The 20,440-nt window shown below is 51.8% G+C and carries 20 protein-coding genes, 1 tRNA gene, 1 rRNA gene and 1 other annotated feature; of the genes, 8 read left to right on the top strand and 14 right to left on the bottom strand.

All coding sequences use genetic code 11. The features are described from left to right. The 5 genes from P2W74_RS05915 to rluD all read right to left on the bottom strand — a co-directional run bounded on the left by P2W74_RS05915 (position 1) and on the right by rluD (position 6,575). Positions 1 to 76 (bottom strand) — tRNA-Glu (locus tag P2W74_RS05915). An 85-nt stretch (positions 77 to 161) separates the two neighbouring features. Beyond that, positions 162 to 1,710, bottom strand: a 16S ribosomal RNA gene (locus P2W74_RS05910). A gap of 453 nt (positions 1,711 to 2,163) precedes the next feature. Beyond that, positions 2,164 to 4,737: an ATP-dependent chaperone ClpB gene (gene clpB, locus P2W74_RS05905; RefSeq protein WP_276294282.1), complete on the bottom strand. Its 2,574-nt coding sequence runs from the start codon at positions 4,735 to 4,737 to the stop codon at positions 2,164 to 2,166. Between the two features lie 129 nt (positions 4,738 to 4,866). Continuing rightward, the gene (gene yfiH / locus P2W74_RS05900) at positions 4,867 to 5,598 is read right to left on the bottom strand and encodes a purine nucleoside phosphorylase YfiH (RefSeq protein ID WP_276294281.1); all 732 of its coding nucleotides are present in this window, start codon (positions 5,596 to 5,598) and stop codon (positions 4,867 to 4,869) included. After that, on the bottom strand, positions 5,595 to 6,575 hold the full coding sequence (gene rluD / locus P2W74_RS05895; protein ID WP_276294280.1) for a 23S rRNA pseudouridine(1911/1915/1917) synthase RluD: 981 nt from the start codon (positions 6,573 to 6,575) through the stop codon (positions 5,595 to 5,597). Before rluD ends, yfiH begins: the two co-directional genes overlap by 4 nt. Positions 6,576 to 6,706: 131 nt before the next feature. On the opposite strand from rluD, the gene bamD reads away from it, so the two are divergent. The 4 genes from bamD (at position 6,707) to pheA (ending at position 9,468) form a co-directional block, all read left to right on the top strand. Next, positions 6,707 to 7,444: an outer membrane protein assembly factor BamD gene (bamD, locus tag P2W74_RS05890; RefSeq protein WP_276294279.1), complete on the top strand. Its 738-nt coding sequence runs from the start codon at positions 6,707 to 6,709 to the stop codon at positions 7,442 to 7,444. A gap of 274 nt (positions 7,445 to 7,718) precedes the next feature. Next, positions 7,719 to 8,057, top strand: coding sequence for a ribosome-associated translation inhibitor RaiA (raiA, locus tag P2W74_RS05885; RefSeq protein ID WP_162382704.1), 339 nt, complete (start codon positions 7,719 to 7,721; stop codon positions 8,055 to 8,057). Positions 8,058 to 8,159: 102 nt separating this feature from the next. Next, positions 8,160 to 8,285 (top strand) — a sequence feature (Phe leader region). Beyond that, positions 8,161 to 8,208 (top strand): pheA operon leader peptide PheL, encoded by a 48-nt coding sequence (gene pheL / locus P2W74_RS05880; RefSeq protein ID WP_102000890.1) that lies wholly within the window; start codon positions 8,161 to 8,163, stop codon positions 8,206 to 8,208. (Overlaps the previous feature by 48 nt.) A 22-nt stretch (positions 8,286 to 8,307) precedes the next feature. Then, positions 8,308 to 9,468 carry a bifunctional chorismate mutase/prephenate dehydratase gene (pheA, locus tag P2W74_RS05875; protein WP_276294278.1) on the top strand — a complete coding sequence of 387 codons (1,161 nt, stop codon included), beginning with the start codon at positions 8,308 to 8,310 and terminating at the stop codon, positions 9,466 to 9,468. Positions 9,469 to 9,569: 101 nt separating this feature from the next. Here pheA and tyrA read toward each other — a convergent pair whose 3' ends face one another. Further along, a complete protein-coding gene (gene tyrA / locus P2W74_RS05870; protein WP_276294277.1) occupies positions 9,570 to 10,691 on the bottom strand; it encodes a bifunctional chorismate mutase/prephenate dehydrogenase in 1,122 nt (373 codons plus the stop codon). A 10-nt stretch (positions 10,692 to 10,701) separates the two neighbouring features. Next, positions 10,702 to 11,772 (bottom strand): 3-deoxy-7-phosphoheptulonate synthase AroF, encoded by a 1,071-nt coding sequence (gene aroF / locus P2W74_RS05865; protein WP_276294276.1) that lies wholly within the window; start codon positions 11,770 to 11,772, stop codon positions 10,702 to 10,704. Positions 11,773 to 11,986: 214 nt separating this feature from the next. Between aroF and P2W74_RS05860 the strand changes: the two genes are divergently transcribed. From P2W74_RS05860 to P2W74_RS05845, 4 genes are all read left to right on the top strand, one after another. Beyond that, on the top strand, positions 11,987 to 12,361 hold the full coding sequence (locus P2W74_RS05860) for a DUF2799 domain-containing protein (protein WP_276294275.1): 375 nt from the start codon (positions 11,987 to 11,989) through the stop codon (positions 12,359 to 12,361). A gap of 158 nt (positions 12,362 to 12,519) precedes the next feature. Then, positions 12,520 to 13,038, top strand: a complete 519-nt coding sequence (locus P2W74_RS05855) for a YfiR family protein (protein WP_276294274.1) — start codon at positions 12,520 to 12,522, stop codon at positions 13,036 to 13,038. Further along, complete coding sequence (gene dgcN, locus P2W74_RS05850) at positions 13,031 to 14,254, top strand: diguanylate cyclase DgcN (protein ID WP_276294273.1); 1,224 nt, start codon at positions 13,031 to 13,033, stop codon at positions 14,252 to 14,254. The genes P2W74_RS05855 and dgcN overlap by 8 nt, the downstream gene beginning before the upstream one ends. A gap of 15 nt (positions 14,255 to 14,269) precedes the next feature. Then, positions 14,270 to 14,755 (top strand): OmpA family protein, encoded by a 486-nt coding sequence (locus P2W74_RS05845; RefSeq protein ID WP_276294272.1) that lies wholly within the window; start codon positions 14,270 to 14,272, stop codon positions 14,753 to 14,755. Positions 14,756 to 14,759: 4 nt separating this feature from the next. On the opposite strand, the gene P2W74_RS05840 is transcribed toward P2W74_RS05845, so the two are convergent. From P2W74_RS05840 to ffh, 7 genes are all read right to left on the bottom strand, one after another. After that, a complete protein-coding gene (locus P2W74_RS05840; protein WP_276294271.1) occupies positions 14,760 to 16,127 on the bottom strand; it encodes a PepSY-associated TM helix domain-containing protein in 1,368 nt (455 codons plus the stop codon). 63 nt (positions 16,128 to 16,190) lie between these two features. Then, positions 16,191 to 16,601, bottom strand: coding sequence for a DUF2946 domain-containing protein (locus P2W74_RS05835; RefSeq protein ID WP_276294269.1), 411 nt, complete (start codon positions 16,599 to 16,601; stop codon positions 16,191 to 16,193). A gap of 134 nt (positions 16,602 to 16,735) precedes the next feature. Then, positions 16,736 to 17,083: a 50S ribosomal protein L19 gene (gene rplS / locus P2W74_RS05830; RefSeq protein WP_004104634.1), complete on the bottom strand. Its 348-nt coding sequence runs from the start codon at positions 17,081 to 17,083 to the stop codon at positions 16,736 to 16,738. A gap of 44 nt (positions 17,084 to 17,127) precedes the next feature. Further along, on the bottom strand, positions 17,128 to 17,895 hold the full coding sequence (trmD, locus tag P2W74_RS05825) for a tRNA (guanosine(37)-N1)-methyltransferase TrmD (protein ID WP_276294268.1): 768 nt from the start codon (positions 17,893 to 17,895) through the stop codon (positions 17,128 to 17,130). 30 nt (positions 17,896 to 17,925) lie between these two features. Next, complete coding sequence (gene rimM, locus P2W74_RS05820; protein WP_192613133.1) at positions 17,926 to 18,474, bottom strand: ribosome maturation factor RimM; 549 nt, start codon at positions 18,472 to 18,474, stop codon at positions 17,926 to 17,928. A gap of 18 nt (positions 18,475 to 18,492) precedes the next feature. Then, a complete protein-coding gene (gene rpsP, locus P2W74_RS05815; protein WP_162382693.1) occupies positions 18,493 to 18,741 on the bottom strand; it encodes a 30S ribosomal protein S16 in 249 nt (82 codons plus the stop codon). Between the two features lie 254 nt (positions 18,742 to 18,995). Further along, on the bottom strand, positions 18,996 to 20,357 hold the full coding sequence (gene ffh / locus P2W74_RS05810; protein ID WP_276294267.1) for a signal recognition particle protein: 1,362 nt from the start codon (positions 20,355 to 20,357) through the stop codon (positions 18,996 to 18,998). Positions 20,358 to 20,440: the final 83 nt, after the last annotated feature.

Genomic DNA, 20,440 nt, shown 5'->3' with positions numbered 1-20,440 from the left:
TGGCGTCCCCTAGGGGATTCGAACCCCTGTTACCGCCGTGAAAGGGCGGTGTCCTGGGCCTCTAGACGAAGGGGACACTTAAGTCTCAATCGCAAGACGCCTTGCTATTTACTTTTCATCAGACAATCTGTGTGAGCACTACAAAGGCAGGTTCTTTAAGGTAAGGAGGTGATCCAACCGCAGGGTTCCCCTACGGTTACCTTGTTACGACTTCACCCCAGTCATGAATCACAAAGTGGTAAGCGCCCTCCCGAAGGTTAAGCTACCTACTTCTTTTGCAACCCACTCCCATGGTGTGACGGGCGGTGTGTACAAGGCCCGGGAACGTATTCACCGTGGCATTCTGATCCACGATTACTAGCGATTCCGACTTCACGGAGTCGAGTTGCAGACTCCGATCCGGACTACGACATACTTTATGAGGTCCGCTTGCTCTCGCGAGGTCGCTTCTCTTTGTATATGCCATTGTAGCACGTGTGTAGCCCTACTCGTAAGGGCCATGATGACTTGACGTCATCCCCACCTTCCTCCAGTTTATCACTGGCAGTCTCCTTTGAGTTCCTCGGCCGAACCGCTGGCAACAAAGGGATAAGGGTTGCGCTCGTTGCGGGACTTAACCCATCATTTCACAACACGAGCTGACGACAGCCATGCAGCACCTGTCTCACGGTTCCCGAAGGCACTAAAGCATCTCTGCTAAATTCCGTGGATGTCAAGAGTAGGTAAGGTTCTTCGCGTTGCATCGAATTAAACCACATGCTCCACCGCTTGTGCGGGCCCCCGTCAATTCATTTGAGTTTTAACCTTGCGGCCGTACTCCCCAGGCGGTCGACTTAACGCGTTAGCTCCGGAAGCCACTCCTCAAGGGGAACAACCTCCAAGTCGACATCGTTTACGGCGGTGGACTACCTGGGTATCTAATCCTGTTTGCTCCCCACGCTTTCGCACCTGAGCGTCAGTCTTTGTCCAGGGGGCCGCCTTCGCCACCGGTATTCCTCCAGATCTCTACGCATTTCACCTCGTACACCTGGAATTCTACCCCCTCTACAAGACTCTAGCCTGCCAGTTTCGGATGCAGTTCCCAGGTTGAGCCCGGGGATTTCACATCCGACTTGACAGACCGCCTGCGTGCGCTTTACGCCCAGTAATTCCGATTAACGCTTGCACCCTCCGTATTACCGCGGCTGCTGGCACGGAGTTAGCCGGTGCTTCTTCTGCGGGTAACGTCAATGGCTAAGGTTATTAACCTTAACCCCTTCCTCCCCGCTGAAAGTACTTTACAACCCGAAGGCCTTCTTCATACACGCGGCATGGCTGCATCAGGCTTGCGCCCATTGTGCAATATTCCCCACTGCTGCCTCCCGTAGGAGTCTGGACCGTGTCTCAGTTCCAGTGTGGCTGGTCATCCTCTCAGACCAGCTAGGGATCGTCGCCTAGGTGAGCCGTTACCCCACCTACTAGCTAATCCCATCTGGGCACATCCGATGGCAAGAGGCCCGAAGGTCCCCCTCTTTGGTCTTGCGACATTATGCGGTATTAGCTACCGGTTTCCCAGTAGTTATCCCCCTCCATCGGGCAGTTTCCCAGACATTACTCACCCGTCCGCCACTCGTCACCCAAGAAGCAAGCTTCTCTGTGCTACCGTTCGACTTGCATGTGTTAGGCCTGCCGCCAGCGTTCAATCTGAGCCATGATCAAACTCTTCAATTTAAGTTTGATGCTCAAAGAATTAAACTTCGTAATGAATTACGTATGTTCACTCTTGAGACTTGGTATTCATTTTTCGTCTTGCGACGTTAAGAATCCGTATCTTCGAGTGCCCACACAGATTGTCTGATAAATTGTTAAAGAGCAGTGCAACGCAGCTTTCGCTCACCGTTGCGAGGTCCCGTATAATACGTTTTCCTCATTCAGAGTCAAGCATTTAATTTTGCTTTTCTCTACGAGGTTCTCAGTGGAACCCCGCTGACCCGGCGGCTTACGTGCCGTTGTTCCGTGTCAGTGGAGGCGCATTATAGGGAGTTATTTCCGGCTGACAAGCCAAAAATACAAAAAACTTATCAACCGGTTACTTTTGCATCAAAAATCACAGTAGATGCCTATATTCGCCTGGTTTTTAAACAAAAACGAGCCCCGCAGGGCTCGTTTTTGTTGTTTTGTGACTTACTGCACTGCCACGATGCGATCGTCATTCACTTCCAGACGAATCGTTTTTCCCGGAATCAGCTCACCAGACAGGATTTGCTGCGCCAGCGGGTTTTCGATCTGTTGCTGGATAGCACGTTTCAATGGACGTGCCCCGTAGACCGGATCGTAGCCATTCACGCTCAGTAGTTTAAGCGCCTCGTCAGAGATGTGGATTTCATAACCACGCTCTTCCAAACGTTTGTACAGACGCTGCAGCTGGATCCGGGCAATAGAGGCAATGTGTTGTTCACCCAACGGATGGAATACCACAACTTCATCTATACGGTTAACGAATTCCGGCCGGAAGTTGTGACTGACCACGCCCAACACCAGGTCTTTCATATGCCCGTAATCCAGTTCACCGAAACGTTCCTGGATCAAATCAGACCCCAGGTTAGAGGTCATGATGACCACCGTATTACGGAAGTCGACCGTTCTCCCCTGCCCGTCAGTCAAACGACCGTCGTCGAGCACCTGCAACAGAATGTTGAACACATCCGGGTGCGCTTTTTCCACTTCATCCAGCAGAATGACGGAATAAGGACGACGACGTACCGCTTCCGTCAGGTAGCCCCCTTCTTCATAACCCACATATCCCGGAGGCGCACCGACCAGACGAGACACGGAGTGTTTCTCCATAAACTCGGACATGTCGATACGCACCATCGCGTCATCGCTATCAAACATAAAGTTCGCCAGCGCTTTGCATAGTTCGGTTTTCCCCACCCCGGTTGGGCCAAGGAACAGGAAAGAACCAATAGGACGGTTAGGGTCAGCCAGACCGGCACGGCTACGACGAATCGCGTTCGATACCGCCTCAACCGCTTCATTTTGACCAATTACGCGGTTATGCAGATCTTGTTCCATACGCAGCAGTTTTTCACGTTCGCCTTCGAGCATTCTGGCAACCGGGATACCGGTCCAGCGCGCCAGCACTTCGGCAATTTCCGCGTCTGTTACTTTATTACGCAACAGGCGCATGGTTTTGCCTTCAGACTGGGTCGCTGCTTCCAGCTGTTTTTCCAGCTCTGGAATTTTGCCGTACTGCAGTTCAGACATCCGCGCCAGATCGCCGACGCGACGCGCCTGTTCAATGGCGATTTTCGCCTGTTCCAGTTCAGCTTTAATGGTTTGCGTTCCGGAGAGTGATGCTTTCTCGGCTTTCCACTCTTCTTCCAGCGCCGAATACTGACGCTCTTTGTCGTCCAGTTCTTCGTTGAGCATATCGAGGCGTTTTTTGCTCGCCTCATCAGACTCTTTCATCAACGCCTGCTGCTCCAGCTTTAACTGGATGATACGGCGATCGAGTCTGTCCAGCTCTTCCGGCTTGGAATCAATCTGCATACGAATGCTGGATGCAGCCTCATCGATAAGGTCGATAGCTTTATCCGGCAGTTGACGATCCGAAATATAACGATGCGACAGCGTCGCCGCCGCCACAATGGCCGGGTCAGTGATCTGCACATGGTGATGCAGCTCATAACGTTCTTTCAGGCCACGCAGAATCGCGATGGTATCTTCCACTGACGGTTCGGCAACAAACACTTTCTGGAAACGACGTTCCAGCGCCGCATCTTTTTCGATGTACTGGCGATACTCATCCAGCGTCGTCGCGCCCACGCAGTGCAGTTCACCACGCGCCAGGGCCGGTTTCAGCATGTTCCCGGCGTCCATTGCGCCATCGGCCTTACCTGCGCCCACCATGGTGTGCAATTCGTCGATAAACAGGATGACGTTGCCTTCCTGTTTCGAGAGATCGTTTAGCACACCTTTCAAACGTTCTTCAAACTCACCGCGGTATTTTGCCCCGGCCACCAGCGCACCCATATCCAGCGCCAGTACGCGACGGCCTTTTAAACCTTCCGGCACTTCACCATTAATGATTCGCTGAGCAAGCCCTTCCACAATCGCTGTTTTACCGACACCAGGCTCGCCGATTAATACCGGGTTGTTTTTGGTACGGCGTTGCAGCACCTGAATGGTACGGCGAATTTCTTCATCACGGCCGATAACCGGATCGAGTTTGCCCTGTTCGGCACGCTCGGTCAGATCGACGGTGTATTTTTTCAAGGCCTGGCGTTGGTCTTCAGCCCCTTGATCGTTCACGCTTTCACCTCCGCGCATTTGTTCAATTGCCTGAGTGATATTGGCGGTTGTCGCCCCAGCCGACTTCAACAAGTCGGTCAGCGTACCGCGAGATTCAAGCGCCGCCAGAACGAACAGTTCCGACGAAATAAAGTTGTCCCCACGTTTTTGCGCCAGCTTGTCGCAAAGATTCAGTACACGCACCAGATCCTGAGACGGTTGCACGTCGCCGCCGGTACCTTCCACTTGCGGCAGACGGCTTAGCGCTTGATCAATCGCTGTGCGTAACTGGCCAGCATTAATGCCAGCAGATGTTAATAAAGGACGAACCGATCCCCCTTCCTGATTCAGCAAGGCGCTCATTAGATGAAGAGGTTCGATGAATTGGTTGTCGTGCCCAAGTGCGAGTGACTGGGCATCGGCAAGAGCAAGCTGGAATTTATTAGTAAGACGATCCAGACGCATAACTCCTCCCATAACAGGTCAAAATTGCTACTGGAGATTAAATGAGGTCATCCCTCAATTATTCAAGGTGAATGACCTGAATTATGTGAAAAGAAAATTACACGAACCGGATCGTCTTGATTCTCTAGGTTATATCAGCCAAATAAAACTTGCCATCCGACCAGTGGTCTTGTCGCGGCGATAAGAGAAGAATGTCTCACTTTCACTATATGTGCAGCGGTCGCCGCCATAAATGTTGGTGATCCCCACGTTCGCCAGGCGTTGACGTGCAAGCTGATAAATATCCGCCAGATATTTTTCTCCGCGTGGCAAAAAGGCAGCCTGCGCCTTCGCGTCTTTCGCCATAAATGCGTCACGAACGTCTGGCCCTACTTCAAACGCTGCGGGGCCGATGGCTGGACCTAACCAGGCCATAATGTTTGCCGGTTTATCAGCAAAGCAGGCAACCGTTTCTTCCAGTACGCCTTCACACAATCCGCGCCATCCCGCGTGGGCTGCCGCCACTTCCGTTCCGGCGCGATTACAAAACAGCACGGGCAGGCAATCCGCCGTCATCACCGCGCAAACGGTGCCCGGCGTATTGCTGTACGACGCATCCGCCCTTTTAGAGTCATAGGGTGCACCGGTCAGTTTCAGCACATCCTTACCGTGCACTTGCTCCAGCCAGACCGGTTTCGAAGGCAGATTGCCCGCAGTAAACAGTCGTTTTCGGTTCTCTTCGACATGTTCCAGGTTATCACCACAGTGGGCACCCAGATTCAGCGAATGGTAAGGAGGCAAACTGACACCCCCAATACGTGTAGAACTACAGGCCACAACACCTTCCGGTATGGGCCACTGCGGGACAATTAGCGTACTCATAACCAGGCAACATCATCCTTATGTTCTTCAAAATCAGCGCGCATCACTTCAATGAGTTCGACCATATCCTGCGGGATCGGTGCATGCCATTCCATTTCGATACCGGAGATCGGGTGATAAAGACGCAGCATGGTGGCATGCAGCGCCTGACGATCGAACTTACGCAACGTAGAAATAAATTCGTCCGATGCCCCTTTCGGTGGACGCGGACGACCGCCGTAAACCTGATCGCCCACCAGCGGATGGGTAATATGCGCCATGTGCACGCGGATCTGGTGCGTACGTCCGGTCTCCAGACGCAGCCGCAGACGCGTGTGCACACGGAAGTGTTCCATAATACGGTAGTGAGTCACCGCTGGTTTACCCATTGGATGCACTGACATATGCGTACGTTTGGTTGGATGACGGCTGATCGGTTCTTCTACCGTACCACCCGCAGTCATATGACCAATCGCCACGGCTTCGTACTCACGCGTGATTTCACGCAGCTGCAGTGACTCCACCAGACGCGTTTGCGCCGGGATGGTTTTTGCCACCACCATTAATCCGGTGGTGTCTTTATCCAGACGGTGCACAATGCCCGCACGTGGGACATCCGCGATTGGCGGGTAGTAATGCAGTAACGCATTCAGTACCGTGCCATCAGGATTACCCGCACCAGGATGCACCACGAAGTCACGTGGTTTGTTGATGACAAGAATGTCGTCATCTTCATAGACGATATCCAGCGGGATATCTTGCGCTTCAAAACGAATTTCTTCGTCAATTTCAGCATTGATGGAGACACGTTCTCCGCCCAATACTTTTTCTTTCGGTTTATCGCAAAGATGCCCATTTACCAGCACTCGCTGGTCAAGGATCCATTCTTTTATGCGTGAACGCGAATAATCAGGGAACAATTCGGCCAAAGCCTGATCTAAGCGTTGACCGAGCTGATTTTCGGAGACTGTTGCGGTGAGTTCTACTCGTTGTGCCATAAACTGCTTCTTCGTTTAACGTTGGGTTTTACGGCTTTGCCGTTTAATATAGTGTGCTATTGTAGCTGGTCTTAACCGGGAGCAGGAACAGAGAATCTCCCGTATTACATTTTGAGGAAAGTCAAAACGTCATGACGCGCATGAAATATCTGGTGGCAGCAGCCACGTTGAGCCTGTTTTTGGCGGGTTGCTCTGGTTCAACGGAAGAGGTGCCCGATAATCCGCCTAATGAAATCTACGCGACTGCTCAGCAAAAGCTGCAGGACGGTAACTGGAAACAGGCAATAACGCAATTGGAAGCGTTGGATAACCGTTATCCATTTGGACCGTATTCCCAGCAGGTGCAGTTGGATCTCATCTACGCCTACTACAAAAACGCCGATCTGCCATTGGCTCAGGCTGCTATCGATCGTTTTATCCGCCTTAATCCAACGCACCCAAATATTGATTATGTCATGTATATGCGCGGCCTGACCAATATGGCGCTGGATGACAGTGCGCTGCAAGGCTTCTTTGGTGTTGATCGCAGCGATCGCGATCCACAACACGCCCGAGCTGCGTTCAACGATTTCTCCAAACTGGTGCGTGGCTATCCGAACAGCCAATACACAACCGATGCCACCAAGCGTCTGGTGTTCCTGAAAGATCGTCTGGCGAAATACGAATACTCTGTTGCCGATTATTACACCGCGCGTGGCGCATGGATTGCCGTCGTGAACCGCGTAGAAGGAATGATGCGCGACTACCCGGATACCCAGGCAACGCGTGATGCTCTGCCGCTGATGGAAAATGCCTATCGTCAGATGCAGATGAATGCTCAGGCTGACAAAGTGGCGAAAATTATTGCCGCTAACAGCAGCAACACCTGATTCATCTCCGAACGCAAAACAAAACGGCAGCCCAATGGCTGCCGTTTTTTTGTCCGTAAACGCCGCAACTGAAGCGGTTTAGCTGCAACGCATCCTATCAAATATGGCCTGCTTTCAGGTATTCCTCAAGTAAAATATCCCCTGTTCCTGCGATGCTTCACAAAAAGATACCCTTGACAAAAAGTGACAAAAAAATGTGATTTAAATCACACATTTTGACATTAGGAACGGTATGCTGGGTTCACCAAGACGGGAAAGACAAGAGGTAAAATTTATGACAATGAACATTACCAGTAAACAAATGGAAATTACTCCGGCAATTCGCCAGCATGTCGCAGACCGTCTCTCCAAACTGGATAAATGGCAAACTCATTTAATTAATCCACATATCATTCTGTCTAAGGAGCCACAGGGTTTCACTGCTGATGCCACCATTAATACACCGAACGGACATCTGGTCGCCAGCGCAAAACACGAAGATATGTACACCGCCATTAATGATTTGATCAACAAGCTGGAACGGCAGCTCAATAAAGTGCAGCACAAAGGCGAAGCCCGTCGTGCAACAACTTCAGTAAAAGACGCCAACTTCGTCGAAGCAGAAGAAGAGTAGTCCCTTACATTGAGTGTATCGCCAACGCGCCTTCGGGCGCGTTTTTTGTTGACAGGGTTAAAACAGTGCGGGTACTTTACTCTTGTCACCAAAGGAAAATGACATGAAACCAACACCGTTCTTCTTCGCATTCTTTTTTACCTTCCCCTGAATGGGAGGCGTTTCGTCGTGTGAAAAAGAATGCGAAGACGAACAACAAGGCCTCCCAAACCGGGGGGCCTTTTTTATTGATAACAAGAAAGGCAACACTATGACATCGGAAAACCCGTTACTGGTACTGCGAGAGAAGATCAGTTCGCTGGATGAAAAATTGCTGGCCTTGCTGGCCGAGCGTCGTGAGCTGGCGGTTGAAGTGGGCAAAGCCAAACTGCTCTCTCATCGCCCGGTGCGCGATATCGATCGTGAACGTGATTTGCTGGATAGATTGATCACGCTCGGCAAAGCGCATCATCTTGATGCACACTATATCACCCGCCTGTTTCAGCTCATTATTGAAGACTCCGTTCTTACCCAACAGGCCCTGCTGCAGCAACATCTGAATAAGATTAACCCCCACTCTGCGCGTGTGGCTTTCCTTGGGCCCAAAGGTTCCTACTCTCATCTCGCCGCCCGTCAATATGCCGCCCGCCACTTTGAGCAGTTTATCGAAAGCGGTTGTGCAAAATTTGCCGATATCTTTAATCAGGTTGAAACCGGACAAGCAGACTACGCCGTCGTGCCGATTGAAAACACCAGTTCCGGCGCCATCAACGATGTTTACGATCTCCTGCAGCACACGACGCTGTCCATCGTCGGCGAGATGACCATCACTATCGACCACTGTGTGCTGGTTTCTGGCACGACCGATTTGAATACCATCGAAACGGTATACAGCCACCCGCAACCGTTCCAGCAGTGCAGCAAGTTCCTGAGCCGTCACCCACACTGGAAAATCGAATACACCGAAAGCACGTCTGCGGCGATGGAAAAAGTGGCACAGGCAAACTCCCCACACATAGCCGCGCTGGGAAGTGAAGCCGGTGGCATGTTACACGGTTTGCAGGTACTTGAGCGTATTGAAGCGAACCAGACGCAAAATATTACCCGCTTCGTCGTACTGGCGCGCAAAGCAATCAACGTTTCCGATCAGGTTCCGGCAAAAACGACGCTGTTAATGGCAACCGGCCAGCAGGCGGGTGCGCTGGTTGAAGCACTGCTGGTGCTGCGCAACCACAATCTAATCATGACCAGACTGGAATCGCGCCCGATCCACGGTAATCCGTGGGAAGAGATGTTTTACCTCGACATCCAGGCTAACCTAGAATCGCCGGAGATGCAGAAAGCCCTGAAGGAGTTGGGGGAGATCACCCGTTCAATGAAGGTCCTGGGGTGCTATCCCAGCGAGAACGTGGTGCCAGTGGATCCGAGCTAACATTTAACAATGCCGGATGGCGCTACGCTTATCCGGCCTACAATTCATGCAATTTATGTAGGCCTGATAAGACACACCAGCGTTGCCATCAGGCATCTTACTTACTGACGGCTATCATTCGCCTGACGTAGCAGCGTGCGACTTTCATTCTGGAAGCGTTTGGCATAATCACCAAACCAGTGCTCTACCTTGCGGAAGCTGTCGATAAAGGCCTGTTTATCTCCCTGCTCCAGCAACTCGATGGCTTCACCAAAACGCTTGTAGTAACGCTTGATCAGCGCAAGGTTGCTTTCTGACGACATAATAATATCGGCATACAGCTGCGGATCCTGGGCGAACAGGCGTCCCACCATCGCCAGTTCAAGGCGATAAATCGGCGAAGAAAGCGCCAGAAGCTGTTCAAGCTGGACATTTTCCTCTGCCAGATGCAACCCGTAAGCGAAGGTGGCAAAATGGCGCAGAGCCTGAATGAACGCCATATTTTGATCGTGTTCGACAGCGCTGATGCGGTGCAAGCGTGCTCCCCAGACCTGAATTTGCTCCAGGAACCACTGATACGCCTCCGGCTGGCGACCATCGCACCAGACCACCACCTGCTTCGCCAGGCTGCCGCTGTCCGGACCAAACATCGGATGCAGACCAAGAACCGGTCCGGCATGCGCCGCCAGCATCGCCTGCAAAGGGCCGTTTTTCACCGATGCCAGATCGACCAGAATGCAGTCGGACGGTAAACGCGGTAGTTTTGCGATCACCTGCTCAGTCACGTGGATTGGCACACTGACAATCACCATCCCGGCATCGGCAACAATCTCCTCGGCGCGATCCCAGTCCTGCTGCTCAAGAATGCGTACCTGGTATCCTGAAAGCGTGAGCATTTTCTCGAACAGTTGCCCCATTTGACCGGCGCCACCGACGATAACCACCGGACGCAGAGAAGGGCAAAGGGTCTTAAACCCTTTGTCATTCTCACTGGAGTAGGACTCACGCATGACCCGGCGCAGCACATCTTCGATGAGATCGGGTGGAACCCCCATCGCCTGAGCCTCAGCACGGCGCGAAGCCAGCATCGTGGCCTCACGTTCAGGTACGTAAATCGGCAGTCCAAAGCGGCTTTTGACCTCACCGACTTCAGCCACTAATTCCAGACGGCGCGCCAGCAAATCCAGCAACGCCTTGTCCACTTCATCTATTTGATCGCGTAATGCGGTCAACTCAGCAACCATAACAAGCCTCTTATGCTACACGCGCCGCCAGATGACCGTTGAGATTTCCACGAATTTCACGCAGCAGTGCGTCGGTGGCTTCCCAGCTAATACACGCATCTGTCACAGACACACCGTATTTCATATCGTTGCGCGGCTGCTCAGAAGACTGATTACCTTCGTGAATGTTGCTTTCAATCATTAAGCCAATGATTGAGCGATTTCCATCTTTAATCTGCGCAACCACAGACTCAGCCACGGCAGGCTGACGGCGGTAATCTTTATTCGAGTTACCATGGCTGCAATCTACCATCAGAGAAGGATGCAGTCCTGCCTGTTCCATCTCTTTTTCGCATTGTGCGACATCGGCAGGGCTGTAGTTAGGCGCTTTGCCGCCGCGCAGTATCACATGGCCATCCGGATTCCCCTGAGTCTGCAACAGCGCGACCTGACCCGCCTGATTGATCCCAACGAAACGGTGCGACTGTGCAGCGGCACGCATCGCATTGATCGCTGTCGCCAGGCTGCCATCCGTCCCATTTTTAAACCCAACCGGCATGGAAAGACCCGATGCCATTTCGCGGTGAGTTTGCGATTCAGTGGTACGAGCGCCAATGGCGGACCAGCTGAACAGATCGCCCAGGTATTGCGGGCTGTTAGGATCCAATGCCTCTGTTGCCAATGGCAGTCCCAGATTGACCAGATCAACCAGCAACTGACGCGCAATTTTCAATCCGGCTTCCACATCAAAAGAGCCATCCATATGAGGATCGTTAATCAACCCTTTCCAGCCAACGGTAGTACGGGGTTTTTCAAAATAGACGCGCATCACCAGGTAGAGGCTATCGCTGACCTCTTCGGCAAGGGCTTTAAATCGACGAGCATATTCCAGCGCAGTTTCAGGATCATGAATAGAACACGGTCCACACACAACCAGCAGACGAGGATCGCGACCGGCGATAATGTCAGAGATGATTTGACGTGACTGGGCGATTTGCGCCTCTTGTGACAAACTCAGCGGGAACTCCGCTTTCAGTTGTTCTGGCGTCATCAGTACCTGTTCGTCAGTGATGTGTACGTTGTTCAGCGCGTCTTTTTGCATGATGGTGATCCTGTTTAGCTCGTTTGCGATAGTTTTCCTCAGTGAGGATGGCGTAACGATACCACAACAGGTAAAGATTTCAATCCACATTCCGTAAATTTTAATTTACACAAACCATTTTTAGTGCAATTTACAGGCATTGTTATGTACAAATAAATTTACGCATCGATATTTGCGAATCCGCTATGCTTTGAAAAACACAGGAGAACAGGCAATGAAGCGATTCGCAGGCGCACTACTCATAATACTTCTCAGCGGATGTCAGATAGATCCTTATACATTCTCCCCTACCTGGACCGGTACTGACTGGTACGATGCCGGTATTGAAGATGCCATTGCAGGATATGCCGTTAAAGATAACGACATGCTTGCCGATACATTTAATGACCCGGAAGTCGACCGGGCGCAATACCTTAAAGGCTATGCGGAAGGCCAGCGAAAAACCTGCCAGCAAGATTTAGCGTATGCCAGAGGCCTGGCAGGGAAAACATTCCCCGCCAGCTGCGATACTGTAGAAAATGTCAGTGAGATACGCAGCGCCTGGCAAAAAGGTGCCGACGAAGGTGCAGGCACAATACGGCTCAATTAATAAAAACCTTACGAATAAATATTGCATGAGATTTACCTTAAGAGGCATCTATTAACCTGCATGGTGTAATGACTACCAGGCAAAACAATGTTATTTTGTTGTAAACGATCACGGATGTATTTAAATGCTTTACGACTGATGATGGTGAGGACCTGTTCATGATATTTTCTCACCGACTCATATTTCTGCTCACGCTATTACTGGCGGGATTGCCACTTTACGCTGCGAGCATGACAAACGAAGCCAAATCTGTACGATCGATAGTTTCTGGCATCGTCAGCTATACACGCTGGCCTTCGTTATCAGAACCACCAAGGTTGTGTATTTTCTCCTCGTCTCGTTTCGCCAGTGAACTTGGAGATAGTCATTCGGGGTCATTACCCTACCAGCCTGTTATCATCCGCTCGGAACAGGAAGCCCTGACCGCGCGTTGCGATGGTTTTTATTTCGGAAATGAATCCCCTACATATCAGGTGGAATTAACGAATAAATATCCGTCTAAGGCATTGTTATTAATTGCAGAACAAAATCCCGAGTGTATTATCGGCAGCGCTTTTTGTTTGATTATTAACAATGATGAAGTCAGATTCTCCGTTAATCTGGATGCACTCTCGCGCAGTGGCGTCAGAGTAAATCCGGACGTATTGATGCTTGCACGGAATCAAAAGCATGGGTAAGAATCTCTCCCCAATCACGCGACCGACGTTCAAACGGACATTACGACGCATCAGTATGATCAGCGTCGTGGTGACGATGACCCTGATCTGGTTGCTATTGTGTGTGGCGTCTGTTTTGACGCTGAAACAGTATGCGCAAAAAAATCTGGATCTGACCGCCGCCACAATGACCCACAGCCTTGAGGCTGCGCTGGTGTTTTCTGATGGGACTGCAGCGGCAGAAACGCTGGCGGCGTTGGGGCGACAAGGCCAATTTTCAGCGGCAGAAGTCCGCGATAAAAATCAAAAATTGCTCGCAACCTGGCATTATGATGCCAGAGCCACCGACGACAAGCTGAGCAGCTTAGTCAACCACTGGCTGTTTCCGTTACCGGTCACCCAACCGGTCTGGCATAACGGTAATGTGATCGGTGAAGTTCGCCTGACCGCCCGTGACAGCCTCATCAGCCATTTTATCTGGTTGTCTTTGGCGGTCCTTACCGGGTGTATTTTACTGGCCGCAGGCATTGCGATTCTTCTCACCCGCTATTTGCATAATGGGGTGGTTGACGCACTGCAAAATATCACGGACGTGGTACACGACGTGCGCACTAATCGTAATTTCTCACGTCGGGTTTCCGAGGAGCGCATTGAAGAATTTCATCTGTTTGCGCAGGATTTCAATAGTCTGCTGGATGAAATGGAAGAGTGGCAATTACGACTTCAGGCTAAAAATGCCCAGTTGTTGCGTACTGCACTGCACGATCCATTGACCGGCCTTGCGAATCGGGCCGCATTTCGCAGCAGCATAAACGCGTTGATGAACGATAATTCCGCCCGTAGCAGCTCGGCATTGTTATTCCTGGATGGTGACAATTTTAAATTTATTAATGACACCTGGGGTCACGCCGCAGGCGACCGGGTTTTAATTGAAGTAGCGAAAAGGCTAGCGGAATTTGGCGGTACACGTCATCACCCTTACCGGCTCGGCGGGGACGAATTTGCCATGGTGCTTTATGGCGTTCATTCAGAATATGAAGTCCAGCGCATTTGCGCCGCGCTCTCGCAAGAATTTACCCGGCCTTTTGATCTGCTTAATGGGCATCTGGCGAATATGACGCTGAGTATTGGTTTTGCCCTGACGTGGGAAAATGCGACCGCTGAAAAATTACAAGAATTGGCCGATCGTAATATGTATCAGGCTAAACATCAGCGTTCTGCACGCTGGATTAAATAATAAGGAATTACACACATGATGAAGCGTCTTTTTTCTCCACTTATTCTGGCCACCTTGATTTTGACGGGTTGTCAGGCACAGCCACAGGGCAAATTTACCCCCGAACAGATTGCAGCGATGAAGTCATACGGATTTACCGAATCCGCAGGAGACTGGTCTTTGGGTCTTTCCGATACCATTCTGTTTGATAAAAATGACTACAAGCTGCGCCCTGAAAGCCAAAAGCAGATCCAGGGTATGGCTTCCCGATTATCGTCTACCGGGCTGAACCATGCCCGCCTGGACGGTCACACAGATAACTACGGCGAAGACAGCTACAACGAAGCGTTATCACTCAAACGCGCAAATGTGGTGGCAGACGCCTGGGCTGAAGGTGCGAACGTTCCGCGTACGAACCTGACGACGCAGGGTTTAGGCAAAAAATACCCGGTCGCCAGTAATCAAACGGCAAAAGGTCGTGCTGAAAACCGCCGCGTCGCCGTCGTTATCAGCACGCCTTAATCATTTAGTCGGCTGACTGCGCGAGGAGAGTACGAGCAGCACTGAACCAGCGCAGCCAGTCAACAACCATAAACAGCAAGAGACTGAATCCCAACACCGGCATCGCTACCCCCAGCGCGACAGCCAGTACCACCAGGCCGCATCTTCCCTGCCAGCTTATCGCGAGAACCCCCTGTACAAGCGTCTGAGCAGGATTCACTTCTGAACAGGCTGGGCGACGGATCCACCACAGGCGATAGCCGATTACAATCATCAGACACAGCCCAACCCCGAACGCGATCAACGCCATCTGGTTTAACACGCCAAACAGTATCCCCATATGAAAATCCACACCCCAACGCGTCAGTTTCGCCATGAGCGGAAAATCGGAAAAATGCGTACGATCAATCACTCGCAGGGTTTGCGGATCTACAGAGACAGCGTCGACCTGAGTTGGCCAACGACGATCGATTTCCGTCACCGTCCAGCCATGTTGCGTGTCCTTTGGCGGTCGGATCTCCAGTCGGCTGGCATCGATTCCTGACACCTGCGCAACATGCAACACAGCATCAAACGCGTTTGCATCAACGCTTTTTGCAGGTATCGGCACTCCCGCATGATGTGCGTGATGACCGGCATGTTCATCCAGCATTGGCATAACGCCATCCCGCTGTGTATTCACCTGCGGTGTTAGCCAGCCAAAAGCGGCACGCATTTTATCCACGTTGCCGCCAGCCCACTGCGACCATGTCAGGCCGGTCGCCGAGAAAAGCAGCATCCCCACGAGCAAAAGCCATCCCAGCGTGACATGTAGGCGGCGATGGTTCTGTACGCAGTTTTTCAGCCGACGTTTAGGGCGGGTAAAATACCAGAGCGTAATGCCGCCCAGCGCCGCCACCCACATCCAGGAAGCGGCCAGCTCGCTATAAATTCGCCCAACATCACCGAGCAGCAAAGAGCGATGCGCATAGTCGATCCATTGTCGCAGCGGTAAAATACCGCTGGTGCCATAGACCGTCATATCGCCTGTTACCGCCAGCGTAACCGGATCAATAAAAATCGCCCGGTTCTCAGACTCATTCAGTGAAGGATCGGCAAACATGACGCGAGTCGTTTGCCCCGCTTCCAGCCCCGGACGCACAGCATGCAATCGCAACTGTCCCCCGGTTACCTGTTCAGCAATTGCGATTTGGGCCGCCAGCGGTTGCTTCTCACCCTGTACGGTGCCTTGCAACGCTTGCGAATAGAGCGCCTCCTCCAGCTGTGGCGTCGCCACATAAAGCGTCCCCGTTAAGGCCGCCACGAAAATAAATGGCCCGACAAACAGACCAATATAGAAATGAAGACGTCGCAGTAGGGTAATCCATGCCGCGCGTGGGGTGCAGGTTGTCATACTTTTCCTCAGAACAAGCAAAAGAGTGTCGTGACGCTTTCGCGCACAAACTTATTGTAAGAATCAGGAAATAGCAGACCCGCGCGGCGGCGCGCGCGTATCGGGGAAAAGCCAGGGAAAGAAATGCCAGTGTTTAACAATCGGTCGCGGGGGCGCACTTTTCTGCCGAAGCAGTATTGCGCACAACAGAAGCACTATCGCCAGAATCAATCCTGGAACATGCGCGAACAAGACACAATAGCCGCACGCTTCACCATGGTCGACGGGGGTTGTTGCGGTTGCGGACTGCTGATGATGCTCATCAGGTTCAGCCACCATGCTAACCTCATGATGCATGCCCGGCATCGTACTCATAGGGTCTTTTTGCAGAGAAACGGAGATCAGCGGCGCGACAACAACCAGCAGGATCGCGAACAGCGCGAGCCATGCCGCGCTGTATTGATGACCTGACTGGCGAAATGTCCCGATACCCACGGTTCCTCCTGCGACAATGGAGGCATTGTAAATGATACGTGATTTAAAAGTTAACAAAATGAACTGATAAGCCATAAAAAAAGGGCCAGCCAATTGGCCAGCCCTTTTTAACAGGATGTCGCCTGAGCGATATCTTAGTTAAGACGCTCTTTGATACGAGCAGACTTACCAGTGCGCTCACGCAGGTAGTACAGTTTAGCTTTACGAACAGCACCACGACGTTTGACAGAAATGCTGTCAACTACCGGAGAGTGAGTCTGGAAGACACGCTCAACGCCTTCGCCGTTGGAAATTTTACGAACAGTGAATGCAGAGTGCAGACCGCGGTTACGAATAGCGATAACCACGCCCTCAAATGCCTGCAGACGTTTTTTGGAACCTTCAACAACCCATACTTTCACTTCCACGGTATCACCCGGACGGAAGGAAGGTACGTCCTGCTTCATCTGCTCTTGTTCAAGTTGCTTAATAATGTTGCTCATAATTTAATCTCTTATCCTGGGTAAACTGATATATCGGGAGCGTGTTACGCATGCCCATCATGTTTATGTTGCTGTTGTGCGTGTTCCGTTTTGAACTCCGCCAGCAACCTTGCTTGCTCTTCAGTCAGAGCCAGGTTTTCCAGAAGTTCAGGTCTTCTAAGCCAGGTACGGCCCAGCGACTGTTTCAAACGCCAGCGACGTATCTCAGCATGGTTCCCCGACAGTAACACCGCCGGTACTTCCATCGCCTCTAACACTTCAGGTCGGGTATAGTGTGGACAGTCCAGCAATCCATCGGCAAAAGAATCTTCCGTTGCCGAAGCTTCATGACCCAGAACGCCCGGAATGAACCGGGAAACGGAGTCGATCAGCGTCATTGCTGGTAACTCACCACCACTGAGAACGTAATCGCCGATTGACCATTCTTCGTCAATTTCGGTTTGGATCACACGCTCATCTATGCCTTCATAGCGACCACAGACCAGAATCAGTTTTTGATTCGTTGCCAGTTCGCTAACGCCCGCTTGATCAAGCTTGCGTCCCTGAGGTGACAGATAAATCACCTTTGCGCCTTCACCCGCCGCGCTTCTTGCTGCATGAATAGCATCCCGCAAGGGTTGCACCATCATTAACATCCCCGGTCCGCCGCCGTAAGGACGATCGTCCACGGTACGGTGCCGGTCATGCGTGAAGTCCCGAGGACTCCAGCTCTGGATGCTCAGCAGGCCATTTTTTACTGCCCGGCCAGTTACCCCGTAATCGGTAATTGCGCGGAACATTTCAGGAAACAGGCTAATTATGCCAATCCACATAGCGCCGTCTTTTACCGTTTATCCGGTGGTTTAAAAACCAGGATCCCAATCTACTTCGATAGTACGAGTAGCGAGATCGACTTTCTTGATAACCTGCCCATCGAGGAACGGCACGAGACGTTCCTTGATACCAAACGCATCTTTCAGGTTTGCCTTAATGACGATGACGTCATTTGATCCGGTTTCCATCATATCGACGATTTTACCGAGATCGTAGCCTTCAGTGGTCACTACCTGGCAGCCCATCAGGTCTTTCCAGTAGTAGGTACCCTCTTCAAGCGCAGGCAACTGCGAAGAATCCACGACAATTTCGCAATTGGTCAGCAGATTCGCAGTATCACGATCGTCAACGCCTTTCAGCTTGATGATCAGATCCTGATTGTGGTGCTTCCAGCTTTCCAGCTGTACTTGCTGCCACTGACCCGCCTTCTGGATAAACCAGGGCTGATAGTCAAAAATGCTTTCGGCGTCTTCAGTGGAAGAAAACACTCTGAGCCAACCACGGATACCGTAAGAAGACCCCATTTTCCCCAGAACAATGGGTTCAACAGGGACTTGTGCGGCGAGTTGCTTGCTCATCATGACCACCGTGACAGATTAAGCTGCTTTGTTTGCTTCTTTGATCAGCGTAGCTACGCGATCAGAAATAGTCGCGCCCTGGCCAACCCAGTGAGCGATGCGATCCAGATCCAGGCGAGTGCCTTCTTCTTTTTCGCTAGCGATTGGGTTAAAGAAGCCAACGCGCTCGATGAAGCGACCGTTACGTGCATTACGGCTGTCAGTGACAACAACCTGGTAGAACGGACGCTTTTTAGCGCCGTGACGAGCTAAACGAATAGTTACCATAACATCCTCTTGTGTGAATAGAACACCCGGGCCCCATCGAGGGACGGGGCCCGGGTGTCATATTAAAAGCCCGAAAATTTTACTCATTTCTGGGGAAATTGCAATCAGCAGTTAATCACTCTGCTATAAAAGGCCGTCGGCGATGCCGACAGTTCGGTGCCGGCGTGCGCGCAGCCACCGGAGCGTACACACAGTACGTGAGGATGGCGAGCACACCCCGGTGCCGAAATGGCAAATAAGCCAGGCCTGTAAGATTAGCGGCCAGGGAATCCTGGCGGCATCATCCCTTTCATCCCACGCATCATTTTCGCCATACCGCCTTTCTTCATTTTCTTCATCATGCGCTGCATGTCGTCGAACTGTTTCAGAAGACGGTTAACGTCCTGTACCTGCATGCCGCAACCGGCTGCGATACGGCGTTTACGGGAACCTTTAATGATTTCCGGCTTGGCGCGCTCTTTCAGGGTCATCGAGTTAATGATGGCTTCCATACGCACCAGCACTTTGTCATCCATCTGCGATTTGACGTTGTCAGGAATCTGCCCCATGCCCGGCAGCTTGCCCATCAAGCTCGCCATTCCGCCCATGTTTTTCATCTGACGCAGTTGCTCAAGGAAGTCGTTCAGATCGAAGCCGTCGCCTTTTTTCAGCTTGCTGGCCAGTTTTTCAGCCTGCGCACGGTCAACTTTGCTTTCGATATCTTCGATCAGCGACAGCACATCGCCCATACCGAGAATTCGGGAAGCGATACGGTCCGGATGGAACGGCTCCAGCGCTTCGGTCTTCTCGCCGACGCCGAGGAACTTAACGGGCTTACCGGTGATATGGCGAATAGAGAGCGCCGCACCGCCGCGGGCGTCACCGTCCACTTTAGTCAGTATCACACCCGTTAACGGCAGCGCTTCGTTAAACGCTTTTGCCGTATTGGCGGCATCCTGACCGGTCATGGCGTCAACCACAAACAGGGTCTCAACCGGATTAATCGCGGCATGTACCTGTTTGATTTCGTCCATCATCGCTTCATCAACGTGCAGACGACCGGCGGTATCCACCAGCAGCACGTCGTAGAATTTCAGCTTCGCTTCTTTCAGCGCCGCATTAACGATATCAACTGGCTTCTGACCCACGTCAGACGGGAAGAAATCGACGCCAACTTGCTCAGCTAACGTTTCCAGCTGTTTGATCGCCGCCGGGCGATAGACGTCAGCAGAGACAACCAGCACTTTCTTCTTGTGCTTCTCGCGCAGGAATTTACCCAGCTTACCGACGCTGGTCGTTTTACCCGCACCCTGCAACCCCGCCATCAGCACGACAGCCGGCGGCTGTGCAGCCAGATTCAACGTCTGGTTTTCTTCGCCCATTGCCGCAACCAGTTCGTTACGGACAATCTTGACGAACTCCTGCCCTGGCGTCAGGCTCTTGTTAACTTCATGACCAACCGCTTTCTCTTTTACGCGATTGATAAACTCACGCACTACCGGCAGCGCAACGTCAGCCTCCAGCAGCGCCATGCGCACTTCGCGCAGCGTCTCTTTAACGTTGTCTTCAGTAAGGCGCCCACGGCCACTGATATTGCGCAGTGTGCGCGACAAACGATCGGTTAAATTATCAAACATTGTCTCTCGCCTGGGGTGGAAACGGTTGGTCGCTAGCGCGACACATCTACAGAATTTTGCCGCAGTATAACATGAAGCCGTCT

This window comes from Citrobacter enshiensis (assembly GCF_029338175.1).
In the GTDB taxonomy this organism is placed as follows: Bacteria; Pseudomonadota; Gammaproteobacteria; order Enterobacterales; family Enterobacteriaceae; genus Citrobacter_D; species Citrobacter_D enshiensis.
Note: the sequence above shows the minus strand (reverse complement) of the source record. Positions and strands in the feature narration are given on the sequence as shown.

Coding starts and splice junctions, on each gene's coding strand:
- clpB (WP_276294282.1), bottom strand. CDS start 4,737: ATGCGTCTGGATCGTCTTACTAATAAATTCCAGCTTGCTCTTGCCGAT.
- yfiH (WP_276294281.1), bottom strand. CDS start 5,598: ATGAGTACGCTAATTGTCCCGCAGTGGCCCATACCGGAAGGTGTTGTG.
- rluD (WP_276294280.1), bottom strand. CDS start 6,575: ATGGCACAACGAGTAGAACTCACCGCAACAGTCTCCGAAAATCAGCTC.
- bamD (WP_276294279.1), top strand. CDS start 6,707: ATGACGCGCATGAAATATCTGGTGGCAGCAGCCACGTTGAGCCTGTTT.
- raiA (WP_162382704.1), top strand. CDS start 7,719: ATGACAATGAACATTACCAGTAAACAAATGGAAATTACTCCGGCAATT.
- pheA (WP_276294278.1), top strand. CDS start 8,308: ATGACATCGGAAAACCCGTTACTGGTACTGCGAGAGAAGATCAGTTCG.
- tyrA (WP_276294277.1), bottom strand. CDS start 10,691: ATGGTTGCTGAGTTGACCGCATTACGCGATCAAATAGATGAAGTGGAC.
- aroF (WP_276294276.1), bottom strand. CDS start 11,772: ATGCAAAAAGACGCGCTGAACAACGTACACATCACTGACGAACAGGTA.
- P2W74_RS05860 (WP_276294275.1), top strand. CDS start 11,987: ATGAAGCGATTCGCAGGCGCACTACTCATAATACTTCTCAGCGGATGT.
- P2W74_RS05855 (WP_276294274.1), top strand. CDS start 12,520: ATGATATTTTCTCACCGACTCATATTTCTGCTCACGCTATTACTGGCG.
- dgcN (WP_276294273.1), top strand. CDS start 13,031: ATGGGTAAGAATCTCTCCCCAATCACGCGACCGACGTTCAAACGGACA.
- P2W74_RS05845 (WP_276294272.1), top strand. CDS start 14,270: ATGATGAAGCGTCTTTTTTCTCCACTTATTCTGGCCACCTTGATTTTG.
- P2W74_RS05840 (WP_276294271.1), bottom strand. CDS start 16,127: ATGACAACCTGCACCCCACGCGCGGCATGGATTACCCTACTGCGACGT.
- rplS (WP_004104634.1), bottom strand. CDS start 17,083: ATGAGCAACATTATTAAGCAACTTGAACAAGAGCAGATGAAGCAGGAC.
- trmD (WP_276294268.1), bottom strand. CDS start 17,895: ATGTGGATTGGCATAATTAGCCTGTTTCCTGAAATGTTCCGCGCAATT.
- rimM (WP_192613133.1), bottom strand. CDS start 18,474: ATGAGCAAGCAACTCGCCGCACAAGTCCCTGTTGAACCCATTGTTCTG.
- rpsP (WP_162382693.1), bottom strand. CDS start 18,741: ATGGTAACTATTCGTTTAGCTCGTCACGGCGCTAAAAAGCGTCCGTTC.
- ffh (WP_276294267.1), bottom strand. CDS start 20,357: ATGTTTGATAATTTAACCGATCGTTTGTCGCGCACACTGCGCAATATC.